A 19,598-nucleotide genomic window follows, 5' to 3' on the forward strand; every position below is an offset into this window, starting at 1 on the left:
GTTGTTTTTGATGGGGCTACTTTTCGACGATAGCGGTAATGCCCAGCCCGCCCGCCGCGCAGATGGAAATCAGGCCGCGACCGCCGCCCCGCTCGTGAATGGCCTTGGCCAGCGCCGCCAATTGCCGGCCACCGGTGGCGGCAAACGGGTGGCCGCAGCCGAGAGAACCGCCGTTGATGTTCATTTTGGCGCGGTCGATGGCCCCCAGCGGCGCCTCCAGGCCGAGCCGTTCGCGGCAGTAGTCGGCGTCTTCCCAGGCCTTGAGCGTGCACAGCACCTGGGCGGCAAAGGCTTCGTGGATCTCGAAGAAATCGAAGTCGGCGAAACTCAGCCCTTCGCGCTTGAGCATGCGCGGTACCGCATAGGCCGGGGCCATCAGCAGGCCTTCGCTGCCGTCGACAAAATTCACCGCCGCCGTCTCGCCCGTGCGCAGGTAGGCCAACACCGGCCAGCCATGGGCCGCCGCCCAATCTTCGCTGGCCAGCAGCACCACCGAGGCGCCATCCGTCAGTGGCGTGGAGTTGCCCGCCGTGAGGGTACCGTGCTGGCGGTCGTAGGCCGGGGACAGGCCGGCAAGTTTCTCCAGGCTGGCGTCGGCGCGCAGGTTGTTGTCCCGCGCCAGGCCGCGATGGGGGCTGATCAGGTCGTCGAAGAAACCGCGCTGATACGCGGCATCCAGGCGCTGGTGGCTGGTGAGGGCCAGCTCGTCCTGGGCCAGGCGCTTGATCTGCCAGCGCTGGGCCATTGCTTCGCAATGTTCGCCCATGGACAAGCCGGTACGCGGCTCGCCATTACGCGGCAACAGCGGCTTGAACAACATCGACGGACGCACCTTCAGCAGTGCCTTCACCTTGTCGCCCATGCCCTTGGCGCGGTTGGCCGCGAGCAAGGTGTGGCGCAGGGATTCATTGATGCCGATGGGCGCGTCGGAGGTGGTGTCGGCACCACCGGCGATGCCCACGTCGATCTGGCCAAGGGCGATCTTATTCGCCACCAGCAAGGCCGCTTCCAGGCCGGTGCCGCAGGCTTGCTGCACATCGTAGGCTGGGGTCTGCGGGGACAAGGTGGTCGACAGCAGCGATTCACGCGCCAGGTTGAAATCCCGTGAATGCTTGATCACCGCGCCGGCGGCAAACTCGCCCAGGCGCTGGCCGTGCAGGTTGTAACGGTCGACCAGGCCTTGTAGCGCCGCCACCAGCAGGTCCTGGTTGCTGTCGTGGGCGTACACCGTGTTGGAACGGGCAAACGGGATGCGGTTGCCGCCGATGATCGCCACGCGGCGGGTCGGGGCCGGGTTGAAGCTGTAGTCACTCATGTAGGGCTCTCATTCCAGACAAATAGCCCGCGCATATGCGGTTTGTCGCCGGTGAAATTGCGCACTTCGAATTCGCGCCGCGGGCCGCTCACGGGGTGTTGCCACAGGGCGACCTGGCCGGGCAGGAAGATCGGCAGCTTGAAGTCGCAATGGGCTTCGGCCTGATCCAGGCCACCGGGGGGTTGTTGAGCGGCCAATGCGCGGCCGAGGGTCCACATGCCATGGGCAATGGCGCGGCGAAAGCCAAAGAGCCTGGCGCCGATCAGTGAGGTGTGGATCGGGTTGAAGTCCCCCGAGACCTTGGCGAAGCGCCGCCCCAGATCGGCGGGCAACACCCAGCGCTGGGTGCGCAACAGGCCCTCCTCCTGCAACGCCAGCGCGTCTTCCCACGGCTCGCCGACGGGATTTTTCACCTCGCGGCGCAGGTACAGGCTGTCGCTTTCCCACACCAGGGTGCCGTTGCTGTAGGCGCGGGTGGCGATGCTCAGCGCCTGGCCCTTGGCATGGGCCACCCAGCGTTCGCAAAAGACTTCCAGGCGCAACGCCTGGCCTTCATGCAGGCGCTGGTGCTGCCGGATGCGGTTGGCCAGGTGCACCATGCCGCTGGCCGGGTACGGAAAACTCGGACGGGTCAGCAGCATCAGGTGCAGCGGGAACGCCAGCACATGGGGGTAGGACAGCGGCACACCCTGTTCGCGGCGAAACCCACAGGCACGGCCATAGGCGGCGATACCGCTGGCGGACAATTCCACCGCCGAGCGCACCAGGCGCTCCTTGGGCAACGGCGGTGCGCCCTCGAGCTTGGGTTTGCGCAGGCCACGCACGCCGTCCAGCAGCAGGCGCGTGCGCGAAGGCGGTGGGTCGATAATCTGCGTCACGTAGTCCATGGCTCAGGCTCCCAGCAGGCTTTGGCCGCACACGCGCACGACCTGGCCGTTGACCCCGCCCGACGCCGGGTGCGCCAGCCAGGCAATGGTCTCGGCCACATCGATCGGCTGACCGCCCTGGGACATCGAGTTCATGCGCCGCCCCGCTTCGCGAATCATCAGCGGAATTTTTGCGGTCATCTGGGTCTCGATAAACCCCGGCGCCACCGCATTCACCGTGACCTGTGCCGCCGCCGCACGCGGCGCCAGGCCTTGCACCAGGCCGATCACGCCGGCCTTGGAGGTGGCGTAGTTGCTTTGCCCGAGGTTGCCGGCAATACCGGAGATCGACGACACACACACGATACGACCTCCAGGATTCAAACCCTGGTTGTCCAGCAAGGCATTGCTCAGGTTCAACGGCGCTTCAAGGTTGACCGCCAACACGCTGCGCCAGGCCGCTTCAGTCATCTTGGCGATGGTCTTGTCGCGGGTGATCCCGGCGTTGTGCACCACCACGTCGAAAGCGCCGTATTGGCTGACGTGGGCTTGAAGCTGTGCAGCGGCGTCCGCCGCCGTGATGTCCAATGGCAGCGCCGAACCGTCCACACTGGCGGCCGCTTGTTGCAGCGATTCCTGGGCCTGGGGCACATCCACGCAGACCACGTGGGCGCCATCGCGTGCCAGTACCTGGGCAATCGCCAGGCCGATGCCACGGGAAGCCCCGGTCACCAGCGCGCGTCGGCCGGCAAAGGGTTTATTCCAGTTGACACTGGGGTGGCCGTCCACCGGTTTCTCCAGGCGCACCACCTGCCCGGAGACGTAGGCCGAGCGGCGCGACAGGAAGAAACGCAGGCTGCTGTCCAACGCCGCTTCGGCACCCGGCGCGACATAGATCAACTGCACGGTGATCGCGCGGCGCAGCTCCTTGGCCAGCGAGCGCACCAGCCCTTCGAGGGCACGCTGGACAATGGCCTGGGGCAAGTCCGCGCAGTGTTCGGGCGCCGTGCCCAACACCACCACCCGACCATGCTGGCCGAGGCGTTTGGCGTTGGCGTGGAAGAATTCGTACAGCTCATCCAACTGTTTCAGGTCGACCACAGCGCTGGCATCGAATACCGCGCCCTGCACCTTGACCGTGGACGGCGCCTTGAGCGTCGCCGGGGTGGCGGTGACCGTGTCGGTGGCGCTGAACACCTGTTGCACCTGCGCAGCCAGGCGCCCTGCCCCGGCGACAATCACCGGGTTGGCCAGGCCTGGCTGGCCGCTGCGATGGCGCTGCAACGGCACAGGCTGGGGCAAGCCCACCACCTGGGCCAGGCGACGGCCCCAGGGGGAATTGACGAACGATAGGTAGCTGTCACTCATAGATAGATCCACTCACCACACAAACTTGCCGTGTAAACCCGGTCTGTGTGGGAGGGGGCTTGCCCCCTCCCACATCAGTTGACCGGGGCGTTTTCACCTTGGGCGGTTCGGCGTTTGGGCGCCGGTTCCAACGCCTGCCTGCGCTGCTGCAACGCCTCAAGCAAACCGAAGTCCTGGGGGAAGTCATCCACCTGGATAGCGTGGTCGGCGTATTCCACATAGCGCGCCAGCAAGGCGTCTTCGTCGTCGCTGATCAGGTCCAGCGCCCGCGCCTTGACGCGCCAGGCGGTGAAGGCCGTGGCGGCAATCGGCATCGGTTCGAGCAGGCCTTGCCTGATGGCCGGCTTGAGCCGGGCGTCGATCAGCTCGACTTGCGGCAGCAGGCGGAACCCCAACTCGCCGTAGGCCAGCTTGTCGATTTCCGGACGCGGAATGTAGGAATTGGCCAACAGGCGGTCGCGGGTTTCGCCGGGGATCTGCACCACATCGGCCACCTGGGCCAGCAGTTGATCCGAGGGTTTGCGCAACGGAATACCGAACGGGAACGTCAAGCCACGCAGCACCACCGCCGCCGCTGTGGAGGGGTAGTTGTCCAGCACTTCGGCAAGGGCTTCATGGGCACGCAGCAATGCGTCCTGTGCCGCCCAATGCACCAGCGGCAGGTCTGCCTGGGGCCGGCCGTCGTCCTCGAAGCGCTTGAGCACGCAGGACAGGATGTACAGCTGCGACAGAATATCGCCCAAACGCCCGGTGATACTTTCCTTGCGCTTGAGGGCACCGCCCAGCACGCCCATGGAAATATCCGAGACCAGCGCCAGCACCACCGACAGGCGATTGGCCTGGCGATAGTAGGACGCCAGCGCCGGGTCGGTCTTGGCCGGTACGGAAATCAGGCGCCCGCCGGTCAGGGCATGCACCGCCGCACGTACGGTGTTGGCCAATACAAAGCTCACATGGCCGAACATCGCGCGATCAAAGTCTTCCAGCGCCTGGCGCCGGTCCGGGTTGCGCGCCGCTTCCATTTCGCGGAACACATAGGGATGGCAACGAATCAGGCCCTGGCCAAAGATGATCAGGCAGCGCGTCATGATGTTCGCGCCTTCCACCGTGATGGCGATGGGGCTTTGCTGATAGGCACGGGCCAGGAAGTTATTCGGGCCCATGCAAATGCCCTTGCCGGCGACGATGTCCATGCCGTCATTGACGATCATCCGCGCGCGTTCGGTGACGTGGTACTTGGCGATGGCCGAGATCACCGAGGGTTTCTCACCGGCATCCAATGAAGCCACCGAAACCTTGCGCACCGCATCGCAGGCATACAGGTGCCCGGCCATGCGCGCCAGCGGCGCCTGCACCCCTTCGAACTTGCCGATGGGCAAGCCGAACTGTTTGCGCATCGCCGCGTAGGCCGTGGTTCCGCGCACCGCGACCTTGCCCAGGCCGACGTTGGCCGACGGCAGGGAAATCGCGCGGCCGGCGGCCAGGCACTCCATCAACATGCGCCAGCCGTTGCCGACCTGTTCGCGGCCGCCGATCACCCATTCCAGCGGGATGAACACATCCTTGCCGGTGGTCGGGCCGTTCTGGAATACGGCGTTGAGCGGCCAGTGCCGGCGACCACTGTTTACGCCGGGATGGGAGGTGGGGATCAGGGCACAGGTGATGCCGAGAGAGCCTTTCGGCCCCAGCAATCCGTCCGGATCTTCCGCGCGAAACGCCAGACCGAGCACCGTGGCGATCGGTCCCAGGGTGATATAGCGCTTGTCCCACGTCACACGGAAACCCAGTACTTCCTGGCCTTCATGGGTGCCTTTGCAGACGATGCCCACATCGGGAATCGCCCCGGCATCGGAGCCGGCGTACGGGCTGGTCAGGGCAAAGCACGGGATGTCTTCGCCCCGGGCCAAGCGTGGCAGGTAGTAATTGCGCTGGGCGTCGGTGCCGTAATGCAGCAGCAGTTCAGCCGGGCCCAGGGAGTTGGGCACCATCACCGAAATCGCCGCCGCCGAGCAGCGTGTCGAGAGCTTCATCACCACCTGCGAGTGCGCATAGTGGGAGAAGCCTTTGCCGCCGTACTGCTTGGGAATGATCATGCCAAGGAAGCCGGCGTCCTTGGTGTACTGCCAGCCTTCGGGGGACATGTCCTGCCAGACCTGGGTGGTTTCCCAGTCGTTGGCGATATCGCACAAAGTTTCCACTTCATTGTCGAGGAAGGCTTGCTCCTCGGCGCTGAGGCTCGCCGGGGCCGCTTGCAGCAGGCGCTGCCAGTCGGGCTTGCCGCTGAACAGCTCGGCATCCCACCACACGGTGCCGGACTCGATGGCGGCGCGTTCGGTGTCGGACATCGCCGGCATGATCGTGCGAAACAGATTGAGGGCCTTGCCGGTCAACAGCGCGCGGCGCAGCGGTTTAAGGCTCATCAACAACGCCGGCAATACCACCAGCACTGCCGCGACGGTGGCGCCGAAAGCCGCCACTCCATTGAACAGGTAGCCCGCTGTCAGCCAGATCAGGCCAGCGCCCAGCCACAGGATGGCGGCAGCTTGTCGATACGCCAGGGCAATCGCGGCTGCGACACCCACCAATAACCAGATAACCATGGGGATACCTCTACTCGATTCAGGGCGTGGTTTACGTGCGAAAGGTCGGATCGACCTGCGGCGTAAAGCCACACTACAAACTTGGAAAGACAAATTCAAATTTTGTTTTGAAATTTTTATTTAATGCCTGGGCGAAAAAAAGCGGCTGAATGAATCAGCCTGGAATGCCAATACTCAAGGAACTGTCGACGTGGAATGAGGGTGAAGGCATCAAGATGCGCTTGGTGCCTTTTCCATCACCCTCTATGAAATATCAGAACGCGTAGGTGGCCGACACGCTCACCACATCGCCCGACGACTCCGCCTTGCCATTCAGGCTTGCGCCACCCAGGCGATCGACGTTTTGAGTCTTGAGCTTGACCTCTTGCACGAACTGGTGGGAATAGGCCAAGTCAAGACTGAGGCCCTTGATTGCTTTCACATCGTAACCAGCCCCCAACGACAGGAATGTACGGTCGCCATCCGGGATTCGCGGGTCGCGGGTCGAATTGCGTGTAGGTGTCTGGTCAAGGGCTACACCTGCACGCAAGGTCAACTCATCGGTCAAGCGGTAGTCACCGCCGAGGGAGTACATCCAGGTGTTCTTGTAGTTGTAGGGAATGGACACAATGGTGGTGCCACCGGACTCGAGCGTCAGGTCTTTGAAAGAGGACCACTCAGTCCAGGTCACACTGGCCCCCATCGTGAAGCGATCGTTGAACTGGTGCACCCAGTCCAGGCCGGCCGTGGCAGGAATGTCCAGTTGGACACTGGCATGGGCGCCGTCCGGTGCCAGCTCTAACCCTGGATAAGCGGTATTCACCAACGTACCGCTACCGCCAAACGGACTTGGCTGGGTCATCAGGTTGTAGGAAAACTGATCGGCGTAAATATTATATTTGCCGGTCATCTTGTTCTTGATCTTGGCGTGGTAATTCAAGCCAAGGGTGTCTCGCTCCGTGGGTTTCCATACAATGCCGGTAAACCAGCCCGCTGAAATGTTGTCGACCTTCACACGCATCAAGGCATTGCCGACATCAGACGGAAAATTGATCCCACCCAGCACGGAATCGGACACCGCGGCGGCAGACAACAAGTCCACGTTTTGGCTGACGAAGCCCTTGCTGTGTTGCACGATCACGCCACCGCCGATAGAAAATTGATCATTCACCTTAAAGGACAGGGATCCGGTCAATCCTACGGTTTCAATTTTGGTGTCCACTGCAAAGTCGCGCAGTTTCGAGTCCTGATCCCAAGTGGAGCGCATACCTTGCGGCACAACCTGGCTCAGGCCGAAAGCAAACCGATCCCCCAGGGGCATGACCATGAAACCGGTTGGCAACCAGGCAGTGAACCCGCCTTGACCGCCGTCGTTGTTATTCACCGTGGTCGCTGCGACGTCGGGAAAACCATTGGCGTCCAAGGGCGTATTGGAAATCGGGTTGCCTGCATAATCAGAGGCGTCACCTTTGTACTTGATCTTGATGCGGGCGTAGTCGACGGTAAATTGCGCCACGTTGTGTTCGACAAACGCCATGGCCGCCGGGTTGTTGTACGCGGAACTGGGATCGTTCTTGAACAACGAGCCACCGGCAAATGCCCGGCCCCAACCGGGTGCGCCGTAGGTCGGTGTTGAAAAACCGCCGGCCTGTGCAGGCGCGTTCACCATCGCCCCGCCTATCAGTGCCAGCCCCAGCAAAACCTGCACGTGTTGTTTCTTATTATTCATGCGGCACTCCTTATTGTTATTTCTCTGAGCCGGCCCCGCCGGTTCGTTTTGCTTCCGGCAGTTCACAAACTGGCGCCCGATCGAGGCGCCAGTCTTTCAACAGGTGATCAGCCCGGTGTGTCAGTTGCCCATCAAGGCACGATGGTAAATGTCGGGCTTGGGGTAACGCTGAGGCTCACCACGGTGCAGCTGCCGCTCAGGGTCTGGTTGGAGGCGGTCAGTACACCACCGCTGTAGCCCACGGTGATGGTGGACGGGCCGCAATTGGACGCCGGATACAGAACCGACGCGGCGATGGTGTAACCGACGTTGCTGACCGAGCCCGCAGAGGCACCCGTGGCGGTCAAGGTCCATGGCAGACCGGTGATTTTCGGCAGCGCACAAAGACCACCGCCGGTCACCGCCACACCGGTGATTTTTGCCACACCGCTGGCATCGACGTTCCCGGTAAAAGTTGCGCCGCAGTTAACAGTGGCCTGGAACGAGGATGGCGACTTCACCGAAATGGTGCCTGGCGCAGTGAAGCTCGAGTTCACCGGGGTGATGCTATAGGCATTGGCCATCGAAGCAGCACCCATGCAAACAGCCAAAGCAGACAACGATACGAGGGTTTTCAAGCTTTTCATTGTTTTTCCTCACATGTTATGGCGAGTCATTTCGCCAGGGGGTAATGGCCATGAACGAGAGGTCACGGTGAAACTGCAGAACTTCCCTTTCCAGCCAAATTTCAATTCAATTACCGCAGCACGCTATTCAACAACTTTGAAGTTCGGCGGCATCTTGATCGACACCGTCTTGATCTTGCAGTCTTCGCCAATCGGTACATTGGCAGCTTCCAACTTGCCGGTGGCGTTATCCCAGGTGCCATCGGCGGTAGAAGGTCCGCACTTGCCGCCCAGGCCGAAAGCGTGAACATCGACGCTGATCTTCGACATGGAACCGCTCCTGGTATCTTTGGCGACCAGGATCCACGGCAAGTTGATGGCTTCGACCCGACTGCACTTGAGGCCGCCGTCGAATTCGACTTTGTCGACATTGACCGAGGAACCGTCCGCAGCAACCTTGCCGGCCACCTTGATGGTGCAATCGGCGCTGATCAGCGCGCCTTTGGAGAAGCTGATCGGGCCCTGGGCGGTAAAGGCGCTGCCCGCCGGTTCGATACGCGCGGCCTGGGCCTGGTGATAGGCGATCAGGCCCAGCACGGCCAATACGATATGGGTGGTGAACTTGGCAGGTGTTTGCATGGTGTACGTCCTTCCCTTTAATTATTGTTGTTCGGGTCAAAGCACTTTCTCGGGGCGATAAAATCCTGCGCGGCAATCAGGCCCCGAGCACACGACAAAACTAAGTGTTACTTCAGATCAAAACGGCTTGGCACTGCCGCTGTACTTCTCCAGGTACTTCAAACGCTGTGAAGGTTGAAGATTGGTGAGGGTGATATCCCCGGCATAATGATTAAGGACTCGATGATCCATGCGCCGCCGCCACAAGTACGGTACATAGGCCCAGACAATCATGCTCGCGTAACCATAAGGCAGTTGCGGCGACTCATCGAAGTGGCGCAACGACTGATAACTGCGCGTCGGGTTGGCGTGGTGATCGGAGTGCCGCTGCAGTTGGAACAGAAAGATATTGGTGACAATCCGATTACTGTTCCAGGAGTGCCGAGGCGAACACCGTTCATAACGACCGTTGGGCAACTTCTGGCGTTTAAGGCCGTAGTGCTCCACATAGTTCACCACTTCCAGCAACGAGAAGCCGTAGATGCCCTGGATAACCAGGAACGGAATCACCGCAGCCCCCAGCCAGGCAATCATCGCGCCCCACAACACCACGCTGTACATCCAGGCACTGAGCACAGCGTTTTTCCAATGCCAGGCCGGCAGGCCGAGTTTGCGCAGGCGCTCGCGCTCCAGGTTCCAGGCCGAGTGTGCGCTGAACCACACCGAGCGCGGCAGGAAGGCCCAGAAACTTTCACCCAGCCGCGAGCTGGCCGGGTCTTCCGGCGTGGCGACGCGCACGTGATGGCCACGGTTGTGCTCGGTGTAGAAGTGCCCGTAGAAGGTCGGCGCCAGGGTGACCTTGGCGAGGAACACTTCCAGGGCATTGGGCTTGTGCCCCAGTTCATGGGCCGTGTTGATCGCGATGCCGGTGGCGGCTCCGGTCGACATGGCCATGCCCAGGTAAGTAAACCAGCTTGGTTGGCCATGCAGTTGCGCACGCTCAGTGATGTAACCGGCGGCGTGGGCCAGCCAGCTGGAAGGCTCAAGGTTGGCGGTGGCGTGCAGCAGGCCGCCGCGGATGATCCAGTCGATGCCGCCGGCGGCCAGCCATCCGGTAATCACCACCGACGAGATGACGAACAGCACACCGGTGTAGACGATCCAGCGGTAGTAGCGTTGGGATTCCAGGTGGTTGACGGCGGATTCGGGCGGGTTGCTGATGTCTTCGCCGAGCAGCCCGTCGATCAGGGGGATCAGGCCAAAGATCACCAGTACACCGACCCACCACAGTTGCTGGATGCCAGTGGCAATGGCGAGTGCGCCGGACAACAGAGGAGTGGCCAATGGCATGATACCCAACCACCACAGGTGGCGCTTGCCGTCGGTCCAAATGCTTGGCGCTGCCAGAGTCTGGTTCATGGCAGCCTCCTTGGCAGGCAGGCGGTAAACAGGTTCAGGGAGCGCTGGATGCTCCGGGAAATCAACCATGCGATAAAAGACGTTTTTTTCATTTTTATTCGCTCTTAGGCATTTCAAAAATCATTTCAAAATAAATATTGAAATATTTTTTTAAATAAATAGCGCGGAATCGTTAGGTCGTCAACTACTTTTTCGAGGCCTTTTTTACGTGACTGGACAGTCTGTTTTTCAGCTGTTTGGTCAGGTCTCTAGGGCAGGCATTTGCGACGTTCGACCCGGCGATGAGGGCCACGATTATTTGTTCGCCAAGGCAAACGGCGGATGCAGGACCGTGGCCGTTTCCACCGGGCGCACGCGCTTGGCCACGTGCAGCACGGCCTCGACCACCCGCGCCGTGGCGGTGATCGGCAGCATGTGGCCGCGCCCTTCCACCACTTGCAGCTTGAGGCCGGGCACTTTATCGGCGAGGGCCTGGCCATGCCGGCGAAAGTCCAGCACCTTGTCCCCCGCGCCATAGATCAGGCCGATGGGCAGGGTCAGTTGGGGGTAGCGCTTGACCATCCCGGGCAGGCAGTCGTTGACCAGCGCAATCTCGCTGGAGGCAGCGTAAAAGTTGTCGGGGCGCATCCCCAGCAAGCCGCCGCCCCGGGTGGCGAAATCCTCGGGAGCGGCGTCCGGCGCAAACACGCCCTTGACCACCGAACGTCGAGTCAACAGGCCCATGGGCACGGTGAGGGTATTGGCCACAAACCGTCGCAACCAGGCCGGTCGCACCGCCAGCGACCAGAACACCAGCGGCAACCTGGGTTGGGGATGGGTCAACGGTGCCACCAGCACCAGGCCCGATACAGCCTCGGGATGATCAAGGGCCAGGGCCAGGCAAATCGCGCCGCCGAGGGAATGCCCGAGCACCAAGGGTTTGTCCAGGCCAAGCTGGTTGATGAAGGCCGCGACTTGCCGCGCCTGGGCCGGCAAGTCCGCAGCGGTACCTTTATGCCGCGTGGAATACCCCGACCCGGGACGGTCGAGGGTGATCACCCGAAAGTGCTCACGCAACCGGCCGGACAAGGCATAGGTCAGGTTGCGACTGCTGCCCATCAGCCCGTGAATCATCACCAGCGGTGGGCCCTTGCCCTCTTCCACATAATGAAAGCGCTCGCCATTCACCTCCACGAAGCGCCCGTTGATCGGAACAGCGGCTTCGATGCGCCGTGTCATCCAGGCGCTGAAACCCCATAGCACCGCACTCGCCCCCACCAGCACACCTGCAGCAGTCACCCATTGCACAGCCATAGCTCGTCCTCGGCATCCCTGTGACCGGCGACCTGACCGGAATTGATCAAGGCCTCGGCCAACGTCCACACCCTGGACCTGAACGGCGTGCGTACCACGCTCGTCCGTCGGACAAGTCGCACATAAGCCACAAGGTCCTAGCGTAGGCGCTATTTTCAGGTAGATTATTTAAAATCTTTTTTAAAATAATTAATTCAATTTTTCTTTGCAATGGTGTTCTATCTAAAAGACACAACAAAAACAGGAGCACATCCGATGCCCATGAAGGACCGCCTATGAATGCCCACAGTGATTCCATCGACATCGCCATCATCGGCTCTGGCTTTGCCGGCCTGTGCATGGCCATCAAGCTCAAGGAAGCGGGGTTCACCGACTTCTTTATCGCCGAGCAGGCCGACACCCTCGGCGGCACCTGGCGGGACAACCATTACCCGGGTTGCGCCTGCGATGTGCAGTCCCATGTGTATTCGTTTTCCTTTGCGCCCAACCCGGACTGGACACGGCAGTTCGCGCCGCAAGCGGAAATCCGCGCCTACCTGGAACACTGCGCGGTGCGCTTCGGATTGGCGCCCTACCTGCGTTTCGGCATGGGCCTGAAGCGCGCGGTGTTCGATGAACAGCTACAACGCTGGCAGTTGAGTTTCAGCGATGGCCGCCACGTCAGTGCGCGGGTGCTGGTGTCGGGCATGGGCGCCCTGGCACGCCCGGCGCTGCCGGAGATTCCGGGGCTGGAAACCTTCAAGGGCAAGCGCTTCCACTCCCAGCAGTGGGATCACGCATACGCCTTGAAAGGCAAGCGCGTGGCGGTGATCGGCACAGGGGCCAGTGCCATCCAGTTCGTGCCGCAGATTGCGCCGCAGGTGGCGCACCTGGATCTGTTCCAGCGCACTCCACCGTGGATCATGCCCAAGCCCGACCGCGGGATTTCAGCGTTCGAACGCTGGCTGTTCAAGCACCTGCCTGTTACCCAGCGCCTGGTGCGTGGCGCCTTCTACTGGGCACTGGAAGGCCGTGTGCTGGGCTTTGCGTTGCATCCACGGCTGATGAAAATGGTGCAGAAAGTCGCCCTGCGCCACCTTCGCAAACAAGTGGCGCGCCCTTCCCTGCGCAAGACCCTGACGCCGGACTACACCATCGGCTGCAAGCGTGTGCTGATCTCCAATGACTACTACCCGGCGCTGTCGCGCAGCAATGTCGAGGTGGTGACCGACAGAATCCTGCGCATCGAAGCCGACGGTGTGATCACCGCCGACGGTATCAAGCACCCGGCCGACTGCCTGATTTTCGGCACCGGCTTCCAGGCCACTGACCCGCTGCCCCGGGACTGCATCATCGGTCGCGACGGTGTGGACCTGATGGACACCTGGCGCGACGGTGCACACGCCTATAAGGGCACCACGGTGCCGGGCTATCCCAACCTGTTTCTGATCATCGGGCCCAACACCGGCCTGGGCCATAACTCGATGATCCTGATGATCGAGGCGCAGGTGACCTACATCCTCGACGCGCTCAGGCAGATGCAGCGCCATCGCATCGCCACGGTGGACGTCAAACCGATGGTGGAACAGGCCTACAACCGTCAATTGCAGGACCAACTCAAGCGCACCATCTGGAACACCGGCGGTTGCCAGAGCTGGTACCTGGACCCACGTACCGGCAAGAACACCACCCTGTGGCCCGCTTCGACATGGCGCTTCAAGCGGGTCACCCGGCAGTTCGCACTCAAGGACTATGCGGTCGACCTGTTGCCCCTCACTGCGCCGCCCCGTCCGGCAACGGCGCCCCACTCCACCGCAGAAGGCAGCCTCTCATGAAGTCATTCAACGGCCGCGTGGCGGCGATTACCGGCGCGGCATCCGGCATGGGCCGTGCATTGGCCCTGGCACTCGCGCGCGAAGGTTGCCACCTGGCACTGGCGGACAAAAACGCCCAGGGCCTGGAGCAGACCCTGGCACTGATCAAGACCTCGACCCTGGCGCCGGTGACGATTACCACCCAGGTGTTGGATGTGTCCGACCGCCCGGCCATGGAGGCTTGGGCGGCGCGCTGCGTGACCGAGCATGGCCAGGTCAACCTGGTGTTCAACAACGCCGGCGTGGCCCTGTCGAGTACGGTCGAAGGCGTGGACTACGCCGACCTGGAGTGGATCGTCGGCATCAACTTCTGGGGCGTGGTCTACGGTACCAAGGCGTTCCTGCCGCACCTCAAGGCCAGTGGCGACGGCCATGTGATCAACACGTCCAGCGTGTTCGGCCTGTTTGCCCAGCCCGGCATGAGCGGTTACAACGCGAGCAAATTCGCCGTGCGCGGCTTTACCGAAGCCCTGCGCCAGGAGCTTGACCTGCAACGCTGCGGCGTCTCGGCCACCTGCGTGCACCCCGGCGGCATCCGCACCGATATCTGTCGCAGCAGCCGCATCGACGCGAACATGACCGGCTTCCTGATCCACAGCGAACAGCAGGCCCGCGCCGACTTCGAAAAACTCTTCATCACCGATGCCGACCAGGCCGCCAAGGTGATCCTGCAAGGCGTACGCAAAAACAAGCGTCGTGTGCTGATTGGCCGCGACGCGTATTTCCTCGACCTGCTCGCCCGTTGCCTGCCGGCGGCCTATCAAGCGCTGGTGGTGCTGGCCAGCAAGCGCATGGCCCCCAAGCAACGCAGGCAAGTGTTTGAAACCAACGACGAGCCCCGTCTCTGAACAGGAGCACGAATCATGTTGCCGATCCGCCGCGACCTCCACTTTGCCCTGCCCGCCGAACGCATCACCGACTGGCACGAACAGGGCCCGTTCATCACGCATTTCTTCAATGCCTTGTCGCTGCTGTTCCCCCAGGGCGAACTGTTTTTCATGGACAGCGTGCGTCACTACCGCCAACGCGTCGACGATCCGGCGCTAAAGAAACAGATCCAGGGATTTATCGGCCAGGAGGCCATGCACAGCCGCGAACATGTGGCCTATAACGACCTGATGCAAGCGGCCGGGCTTCCGGCGCACACCCTGGACCGTCGGCTTAAATTCATTCTCGACCTGCAGAAGAAGCACTTCCCACCGTCGTTCAACCTGGCGATCACCATTGCCCTTGAGCACTACACGGCGATGCTCGCGGAGATCCTGCTGAGCGATCCGTCACGCTTTGGCGATTCGCTCAAGGGTTACCAACAGATGTGGTATTGGCACGCCTTGGAAGAAACCGAACACAAAGCTGTGGCATTTGATGTGTGGAATACGGTGATCGAGCCTGGGCCCAAACGCTACCTGCTGCGCACGGGCGCCATGCTCACCACCACAGTGTTTTTTTGGCTGGTGGTGCTGGATTTTCATGTGCGTCTGTTGATTGCCGACCGCAAGGCGGGTGGGCACCTCAAAGGCTTCTGGCGCATGTTGAAATTTCTTTATGGCCCCAAGGGTGTTTTCCCACGCATGGTGCGGCCGTGGTTGCACTACTTCAAACCCGGCTTTCACCCCTGGGATCACGACAACCGTGCACGCTTGGCAGGTATCGATCGCTTGGTCGAAGAGATCGAACAGACCCAGCGCGGCTACTAGACCTGCGCCATGGCCGCACGCTCGCGCACAAAACCTTCCAACTGATCGCCCGGCAGTGCCTTGCTGAAATACCAGCCCTGGATAATCAGCTCGGCGCCGGTGTTCAAGAAGGCCAACTGCTCGGCGGTCTCCACGCCCTCCACCACCACGCCCAGGTTCAGCGCTTCGCAGAAACGCAGCATGCCGGTCAGGACCTGGGCGCCCTTGGGATCGTGCTGCGCCACCACGAAACTGCGATCGATCTTGATGAAGTCCACCGGGAACTGATGCAGGTAACTCAAGGCCGAAAACCCAGTGCCGAAATCATCGATATAGACCTTGGCGCCGATGCCCTGCAGTTTCTGGATGTTCTGGCGCGTGGCAGGGATATCGCTGACCAGCGCGTCTTCGGTGATCTCCACCGATACCTGGCCATGGGCCTGGGCGAGGATCTCCACCAGGCGCTCGCCGTGGGCGGCGTCGGTCAGGGTGGCGCTGGAAATATTGATGGTCATCGGCAGGGTAAAGCCGAGTTTCTGCCATTTCTGGTACTGGCGAATCGCCTGGGATGCCACCCACATATCCACGTCCGGCATCAACCGCGCCTGGGCCAGCCATTGCAGGAACTCCCACGGTGAATGCACCGTACCCTGGGCATCGCGGGCGCGCATCAGCGCTTCGCAGCCAGTACACAGCCCGGTGCGGGTCGAGACCTGGGGCTGGTATTCAAGATAGAACTCATAATCGCTGATCTGCTGGATGCGATTCAGTTCATTGGCCTGGCGCGCCAGGGCCTTGTGGGAAGCCAGGACCGGGTCCAGTTCGCGCAGCCGGCCTTTTTCTTCCAGGCCGCGGAAGGTCATGTCCAGGGACTTGAGGTACACCGTGCCACCTTCGGCAGCCTGGCGATGAATCGCGCGCACATAGGGTGCATACACCAGCGTGCCCAGGCCCAGGAGCGTCACTTGCAGCGCGACTGCCGCCAGGTCGCCATGAGTACTCAGGTAGGCATTGAGCAACACCGGTGCGGTAAACGGGACGCTGGCCACCGCCGGGGATACCCAGCCCAGTTGCACCACGGTAAGCGCCACCGTTGCATTCAGCGCAGGCACCAGCAGAAACGGAATGAACAGACGCGGGTTCAGGATGATCGGCAGGCCGAACAGCAGGACTTCACTGACGTTGAACAGCGAGAGCGGCAAACTCGCCACGGCCACCAGGCGCATGGACTGGCTCTTGGAAAACAGCAGGATTGCGATCAACAAACACAACGCACCGCCCGAACCACCGATAAAGGCAAAACTGCCCAACAGGCCGCCGTTCAGCACATATCTGATTGGCTCGCCCGCTGCCAACGCGGCGCCGTTGAGCGCCACGGCCTGGTCCAGCACATCAAACAGCGGTTGCATGGCATAGACGCCGTGAACCCCGAAAAACCACAACAGCGAGTTCATCAGGGTGACAAACAAACCGCTGCCGTAGGGCGATTCCAGCGCATCGAGCACCTGGGGGCCCTGCAGCTGCGCCACATAGGGTATCTGCAACAACAAGGACAGCGCCGCCACCAGCGCCAGGGCAGTAATGGCCCCTGGCACCACCATATTGATCGTGCCTCGCAGGTTGTGCCCCACCAGGTCTTCGTTGACCAGGCGCGTCCAGCGAAAACGGTGCAGCCAGGCCAAGGCCGGTACATTCAGCAGCGGCGAGGCAATAGCAATAAACAGCAGGAAGGTGGCCGATGCCCGGGGATACTCCCGCAGGGTAAACGTCGCCAATACCACATGGGCCAGGCACAGGAACGCCACCGGCAATTGCGGCAGGCGATGCTGGATCGCCAGCATGTAGCCAATGGAGGCGGCCACCAGCCACGGGATCACCGAACTGATCTGATTGTGCAACCCCGCCAGGAAGCTCACCACCTGCGGGCTGCCGCCCAACACCCGAGCGCATTCGGACAGGATCAGAAAAGCCGCCGACACCAGCAGGCACGGCAAGATCCACAGCAACCCTTCGCGGATCGCTCGCAATGAATCGGCACTGGCCAAAGCGGCCAGGCGCTGGGTAAAGAAAAGTTTGAACAGCGTTTGCGCCATGACCCGTCCCTCTGCCCATCGCCCGCGGCCCTTGGAAAGCAGGGTCGGAAGCACCGGGGCTAACGCTACACGTCCTGGCACCGGGAGCGAAAGTCCTTTGCCATGGGTATCGGTGAATTTCCAGCAATGAGTGACAGTCAAAGCCGGGCATCTCCAATAATTTGATTTTCTGATCTGGACCGGTCCTGGAATCTGCTTCAATACCCGTTATCTGTGTTGCTTGTGCACACACGGCTTGCCTCGGACCAGAAACCGAGGCATGGTCCCACCTGATTTGGAGCACGCCCTTGTCACCTCCCGGCGATAACCACCAGCTCGCGCTGGATCGATTCCTGAACGAACATCCCGATGTGGCTGCCGAACTGAACACCCTGAACCCGCTGGCCGCTCAGGCCAAGGGTGAAACCCTGGCACAGTACCGCGCCGAACGGCTGCATGAAGCCTTCGAGGCAGAAGCAGAACGCCAGGGTTTGTTTGCCTGGGAGCTGACCCTCAGGCTGACCAGCCAATCCCCCGCTGACTTCGAGGCGCGGCGCCTGGAAGTACACAAGGAAGTTGCCCAGATGGCCGGCTTGAGTTGGACCGAATACTGCCAACTGCATGATTTGGCTGATTGACACGCCCACTAGACAAACCAGTAGCGCCGTCGTCTATTCATCGCTTCGCATAACTCCTCGACGGCAATGGTTCGGCACTCAGGGTCCAGGGCCAGCGCAGAACGCAACGCCGGCCAGCAGCGCCGAGGTAATTGCCGAGGCCTGCACAATGGCTGATCCGACTGATGCTCGCCGGGGCGCCGTCCCTGGGCGAGCTCATAGATTACGCAGGCGGCGCCATACAAGTCGGCCCTGGCGGAGATGTTCCCCCCGGCCACCAGTTCCGGCGCCGCATACCCAGGCGTCCAAGCCTTCAAGCGACTGCGACTCAAGGTGGGCAGCCCCGCAGCCTGCTTCGCCTCGGCATGGCCCAGGCCGAAATCGAACAGCCGCACTCCCTGCTCGCCCAGCATGATATTGGCCGGTTTCACATCGCCATGCAGAACGCCCTGCCTGTGGGCATAAGCCAGTGCATCCAACAGTTGCAGGGCGATGGGTTGCAACTCCCGCCACGGCAATCCATACGGGCACTCCGAGAGGATGCGGTCAAGGGTCCTGCCCTGCAGCAATTCCATAGTGAAGAACGCAACCTGACGCGGAGTATCGACCTCGAAAGCGTACGTTCTGACCACGTGATCGTGCCGCAGGCTCCGGGTCAGGGCGAACTCGCTGTACAGCAATACATGGCCGTCGGAAGATTCGGCAAGCGTATCGCCCAACAACTTGAGTGCCACCCATGCGTTGGGCTCGCCGAACGCCTCGTGCAGCATATCCCTGGCTCGGTAGACCACTCCCATGCCACCGCTGCCCAATAGCCGCTCCAGCTGATAGCGCCCCGCAAGCAGTCTCGGCGGGCCGGCGACCTCGCTCACGGCTGGACCACCACGGCCGTCAGATCATCCTGGGCCGCCCCTCGTAGCACGTCGGAAAACAACCGATCCACTACCTGGCGGGGCGGCCCCACACTCAGGGCGCTGCCCAACTCGCCATGGCTGAGCCCCTGATACAAACCATCGCTGCACAATAAAAACACATCCCCAGGTTGGGTAATGAACTCCAGCACCCCCAGACTCAATGGCTGCCGCCCACCGATGGCACGGGTCAAGGCCCTGGCATCCGGATGCGCCAGGGCCTGCTCCAGGCTCAATTGCTGCTTGTCCATCAGTTGCTGCCACAGGGAATGGTCCCGCGACAGTTGGTACAAACGTCGTCCCCGCCAAAGATAGCAACGGCTGTCCCCGACCCAGATGCAGGCTGCGCGATTACCCTCCAGCAGCAACGCAACCACGGTGCTGCCCATGATGCCGTCGGCAGTTTGTTCCGTCGTGGCTTGCCCCATTTGACGGTCGAGCCATCGCAAGCAGCGGCGTATGGCATCGATCCGTTCGTCAAAGCTGCCTTGGTCGGGCAACGAAGCCAGGCTGCTGATGACCCAGTGGCTGGCCACATGCCCAGCCAGATGCCCACCCATTCCATCCGCTACCGCCCAACAACCGCGCCGGGGACAGTCGAGGAACGCATCCTCATTGCGCGCGCGTGTCTTGCCTCGCGCCGTTCGCCCGGCGCTGCACCCATCGGCATGCACCTG

16 protein-coding genes are annotated in these 19,598 nt (G+C 61.7%); 4 read left to right on the forward strand and 12 right to left on the reverse strand.

Annotated elements, in window-relative coordinates; translation table 11 throughout:
* Nucleotides 1-16: 16 nt before the first annotated feature.
* From BM416_RS02980 to BM416_RS03020, 9 genes are all read right to left on the reverse strand, one after another.
* Complete coding sequence (locus BM416_RS02980) at nucleotides 17-1,315, reverse strand: acetyl-CoA C-acetyltransferase (protein WP_092356810.1); 1,299 nt, start codon at nucleotides 1,313-1,315, stop codon at nucleotides 17-19.
* Nucleotides 1,312-2,202, reverse strand: a complete 891-nt coding sequence (locus BM416_RS02985) for a MaoC/PaaZ C-terminal domain-containing protein (RefSeq protein WP_092485210.1) — start codon at nucleotides 2,200-2,202, stop codon at nucleotides 1,312-1,314. Before BM416_RS02985 ends, BM416_RS02980 begins: the two co-directional genes overlap by 4 nt.
* Nucleotides 2,203-2,205: 3 nt before the next feature.
* On the reverse strand, nucleotides 2,206-3,549 hold the full coding sequence (locus BM416_RS02990) for a 3-oxoacyl-ACP reductase (protein WP_092485213.1): 1,344 nt from the start codon (nucleotides 3,547-3,549) through the stop codon (nucleotides 2,206-2,208).
* A gap of 74 nt (nucleotides 3,550-3,623) precedes the next feature.
* A complete protein-coding gene (locus BM416_RS02995) occupies nucleotides 3,624-6,149 on the reverse strand; it encodes an acyl-CoA dehydrogenase (RefSeq protein ID WP_092485216.1) in 2,526 nt (841 codons plus the stop codon).
* Nucleotides 6,150-6,402: 253 nt separating this feature from the next.
* A complete protein-coding gene (locus BM416_RS03000; RefSeq protein ID WP_092485219.1) occupies nucleotides 6,403-7,857 on the reverse strand; it encodes an outer membrane protein transport protein in 1,455 nt (484 codons plus the stop codon).
* Nucleotides 7,858-7,988: 131 nt separating this feature from the next.
* Nucleotides 7,989-8,483 carry an alkane oxidation protein activator PraB gene (gene praB, locus BM416_RS03005; RefSeq protein WP_092485222.1) on the reverse strand — a complete coding sequence of 165 codons (495 nt, stop codon included), beginning with the start codon at nucleotides 8,481-8,483 and terminating at the stop codon, nucleotides 7,989-7,991.
* A gap of 123 nt (nucleotides 8,484-8,606) precedes the next feature.
* Entirely contained in the window at nucleotides 8,607-9,101 is a 495-nt protein-coding gene (gene praA, locus BM416_RS03010; protein ID WP_027608592.1) for an alkane oxidation protein activator PraA, read from the reverse strand.
* 117 nt (nucleotides 9,102-9,218) lie between these two features.
* A complete protein-coding gene (locus BM416_RS03015; protein ID WP_092485225.1) occupies nucleotides 9,219-10,499 on the reverse strand; it encodes an alkane 1-monooxygenase in 1,281 nt (426 codons plus the stop codon).
* Between the two features lie 294 nt (nucleotides 10,500-10,793).
* Nucleotides 10,794-11,792 (reverse strand): alpha/beta fold hydrolase, encoded by a 999-nt coding sequence (locus tag BM416_RS03020; protein WP_092485228.1) that lies wholly within the window; start codon nucleotides 11,790-11,792, stop codon nucleotides 10,794-10,796.
* 275 nt (nucleotides 11,793-12,067) lie between these two features.
* Here BM416_RS03020 and BM416_RS03025 point away from each other — a divergent pair, with 275 nt between their 5' ends.
* Genes BM416_RS03025 through BM416_RS03035 form a run of 3 tightly spaced genes read left to right on the forward strand, consistent with a single transcriptional unit; the run spans nucleotide 12,068 to nucleotide 15,342 of the window.
* Nucleotides 12,068-13,606 (forward strand): flavin-containing monooxygenase, encoded by a 1,539-nt coding sequence (locus BM416_RS03025; protein ID WP_092485231.1) that lies wholly within the window; start codon nucleotides 12,068-12,070, stop codon nucleotides 13,604-13,606.
* Nucleotides 13,603-14,493 (forward strand): SDR family NAD(P)-dependent oxidoreductase, encoded by an 891-nt coding sequence (locus BM416_RS03030; protein ID WP_092485234.1) that lies wholly within the window; start codon nucleotides 13,603-13,605, stop codon nucleotides 14,491-14,493. Before BM416_RS03025 ends, BM416_RS03030 begins: the two co-directional genes overlap by 4 nt.
* Before the next feature lie 15 nt (nucleotides 14,494-14,508).
* On the forward strand, nucleotides 14,509-15,342 hold the full coding sequence (locus tag BM416_RS03035) for a metal-dependent hydrolase (protein WP_092485237.1): 834 nt from the start codon (nucleotides 14,509-14,511) through the stop codon (nucleotides 15,340-15,342).
* Here the strand turns inward: BM416_RS03035 and BM416_RS03040 are convergent.
* Nucleotides 15,339-17,414: an EAL domain-containing protein gene (locus tag BM416_RS03040; RefSeq protein ID WP_092485240.1), complete on the reverse strand. Its 2,076-nt coding sequence runs from the start codon at nucleotides 17,412-17,414 to the stop codon at nucleotides 15,339-15,341. The genes BM416_RS03035 and BM416_RS03040 overlap by 4 nt on opposite strands.
* Before the next feature lie 287 nt (nucleotides 17,415-17,701).
* Here BM416_RS03040 and BM416_RS03045 point away from each other — a divergent pair, with 287 nt between their 5' ends.
* Nucleotides 17,702-18,031: a DUF6388 family protein gene (locus BM416_RS03045; RefSeq protein ID WP_065927138.1), complete on the forward strand. Its 330-nt coding sequence runs from the start codon at nucleotides 17,702-17,704 to the stop codon at nucleotides 18,029-18,031.
* Nucleotides 18,032-18,039: 8 nt separating this feature from the next.
* Here the strand turns inward: BM416_RS03045 and BM416_RS03050 are convergent, their stop codons facing one another.
* Together BM416_RS03050 and BM416_RS03055 are read right to left on the reverse strand one after the other, a co-directional pair.
* Nucleotides 18,040-18,882, reverse strand: a complete 843-nt coding sequence (locus tag BM416_RS03050; RefSeq protein WP_092485243.1) for a serine/threonine-protein kinase — start codon at nucleotides 18,880-18,882, stop codon at nucleotides 18,040-18,042.
* A complete protein-coding gene (locus tag BM416_RS03055; protein ID WP_092485608.1) occupies nucleotides 18,879-19,595 on the reverse strand; it encodes a PP2C family protein-serine/threonine phosphatase in 717 nt (238 codons plus the stop codon). Before BM416_RS03055 ends, BM416_RS03050 begins: the two co-directional genes overlap by 4 nt.
* Between the last annotated feature and the right edge of the window lie 3 nt (nucleotides 19,596-19,598).

The sequence above is a fragment of the Pseudomonas sp. NFACC42-2 genome (genome assembly GCF_900116055.1).
GTDB classification, from domain to species: Bacteria; Pseudomonadota; Gammaproteobacteria; order Pseudomonadales; family Pseudomonadaceae; genus Aquipseudomonas; species Aquipseudomonas marginalis.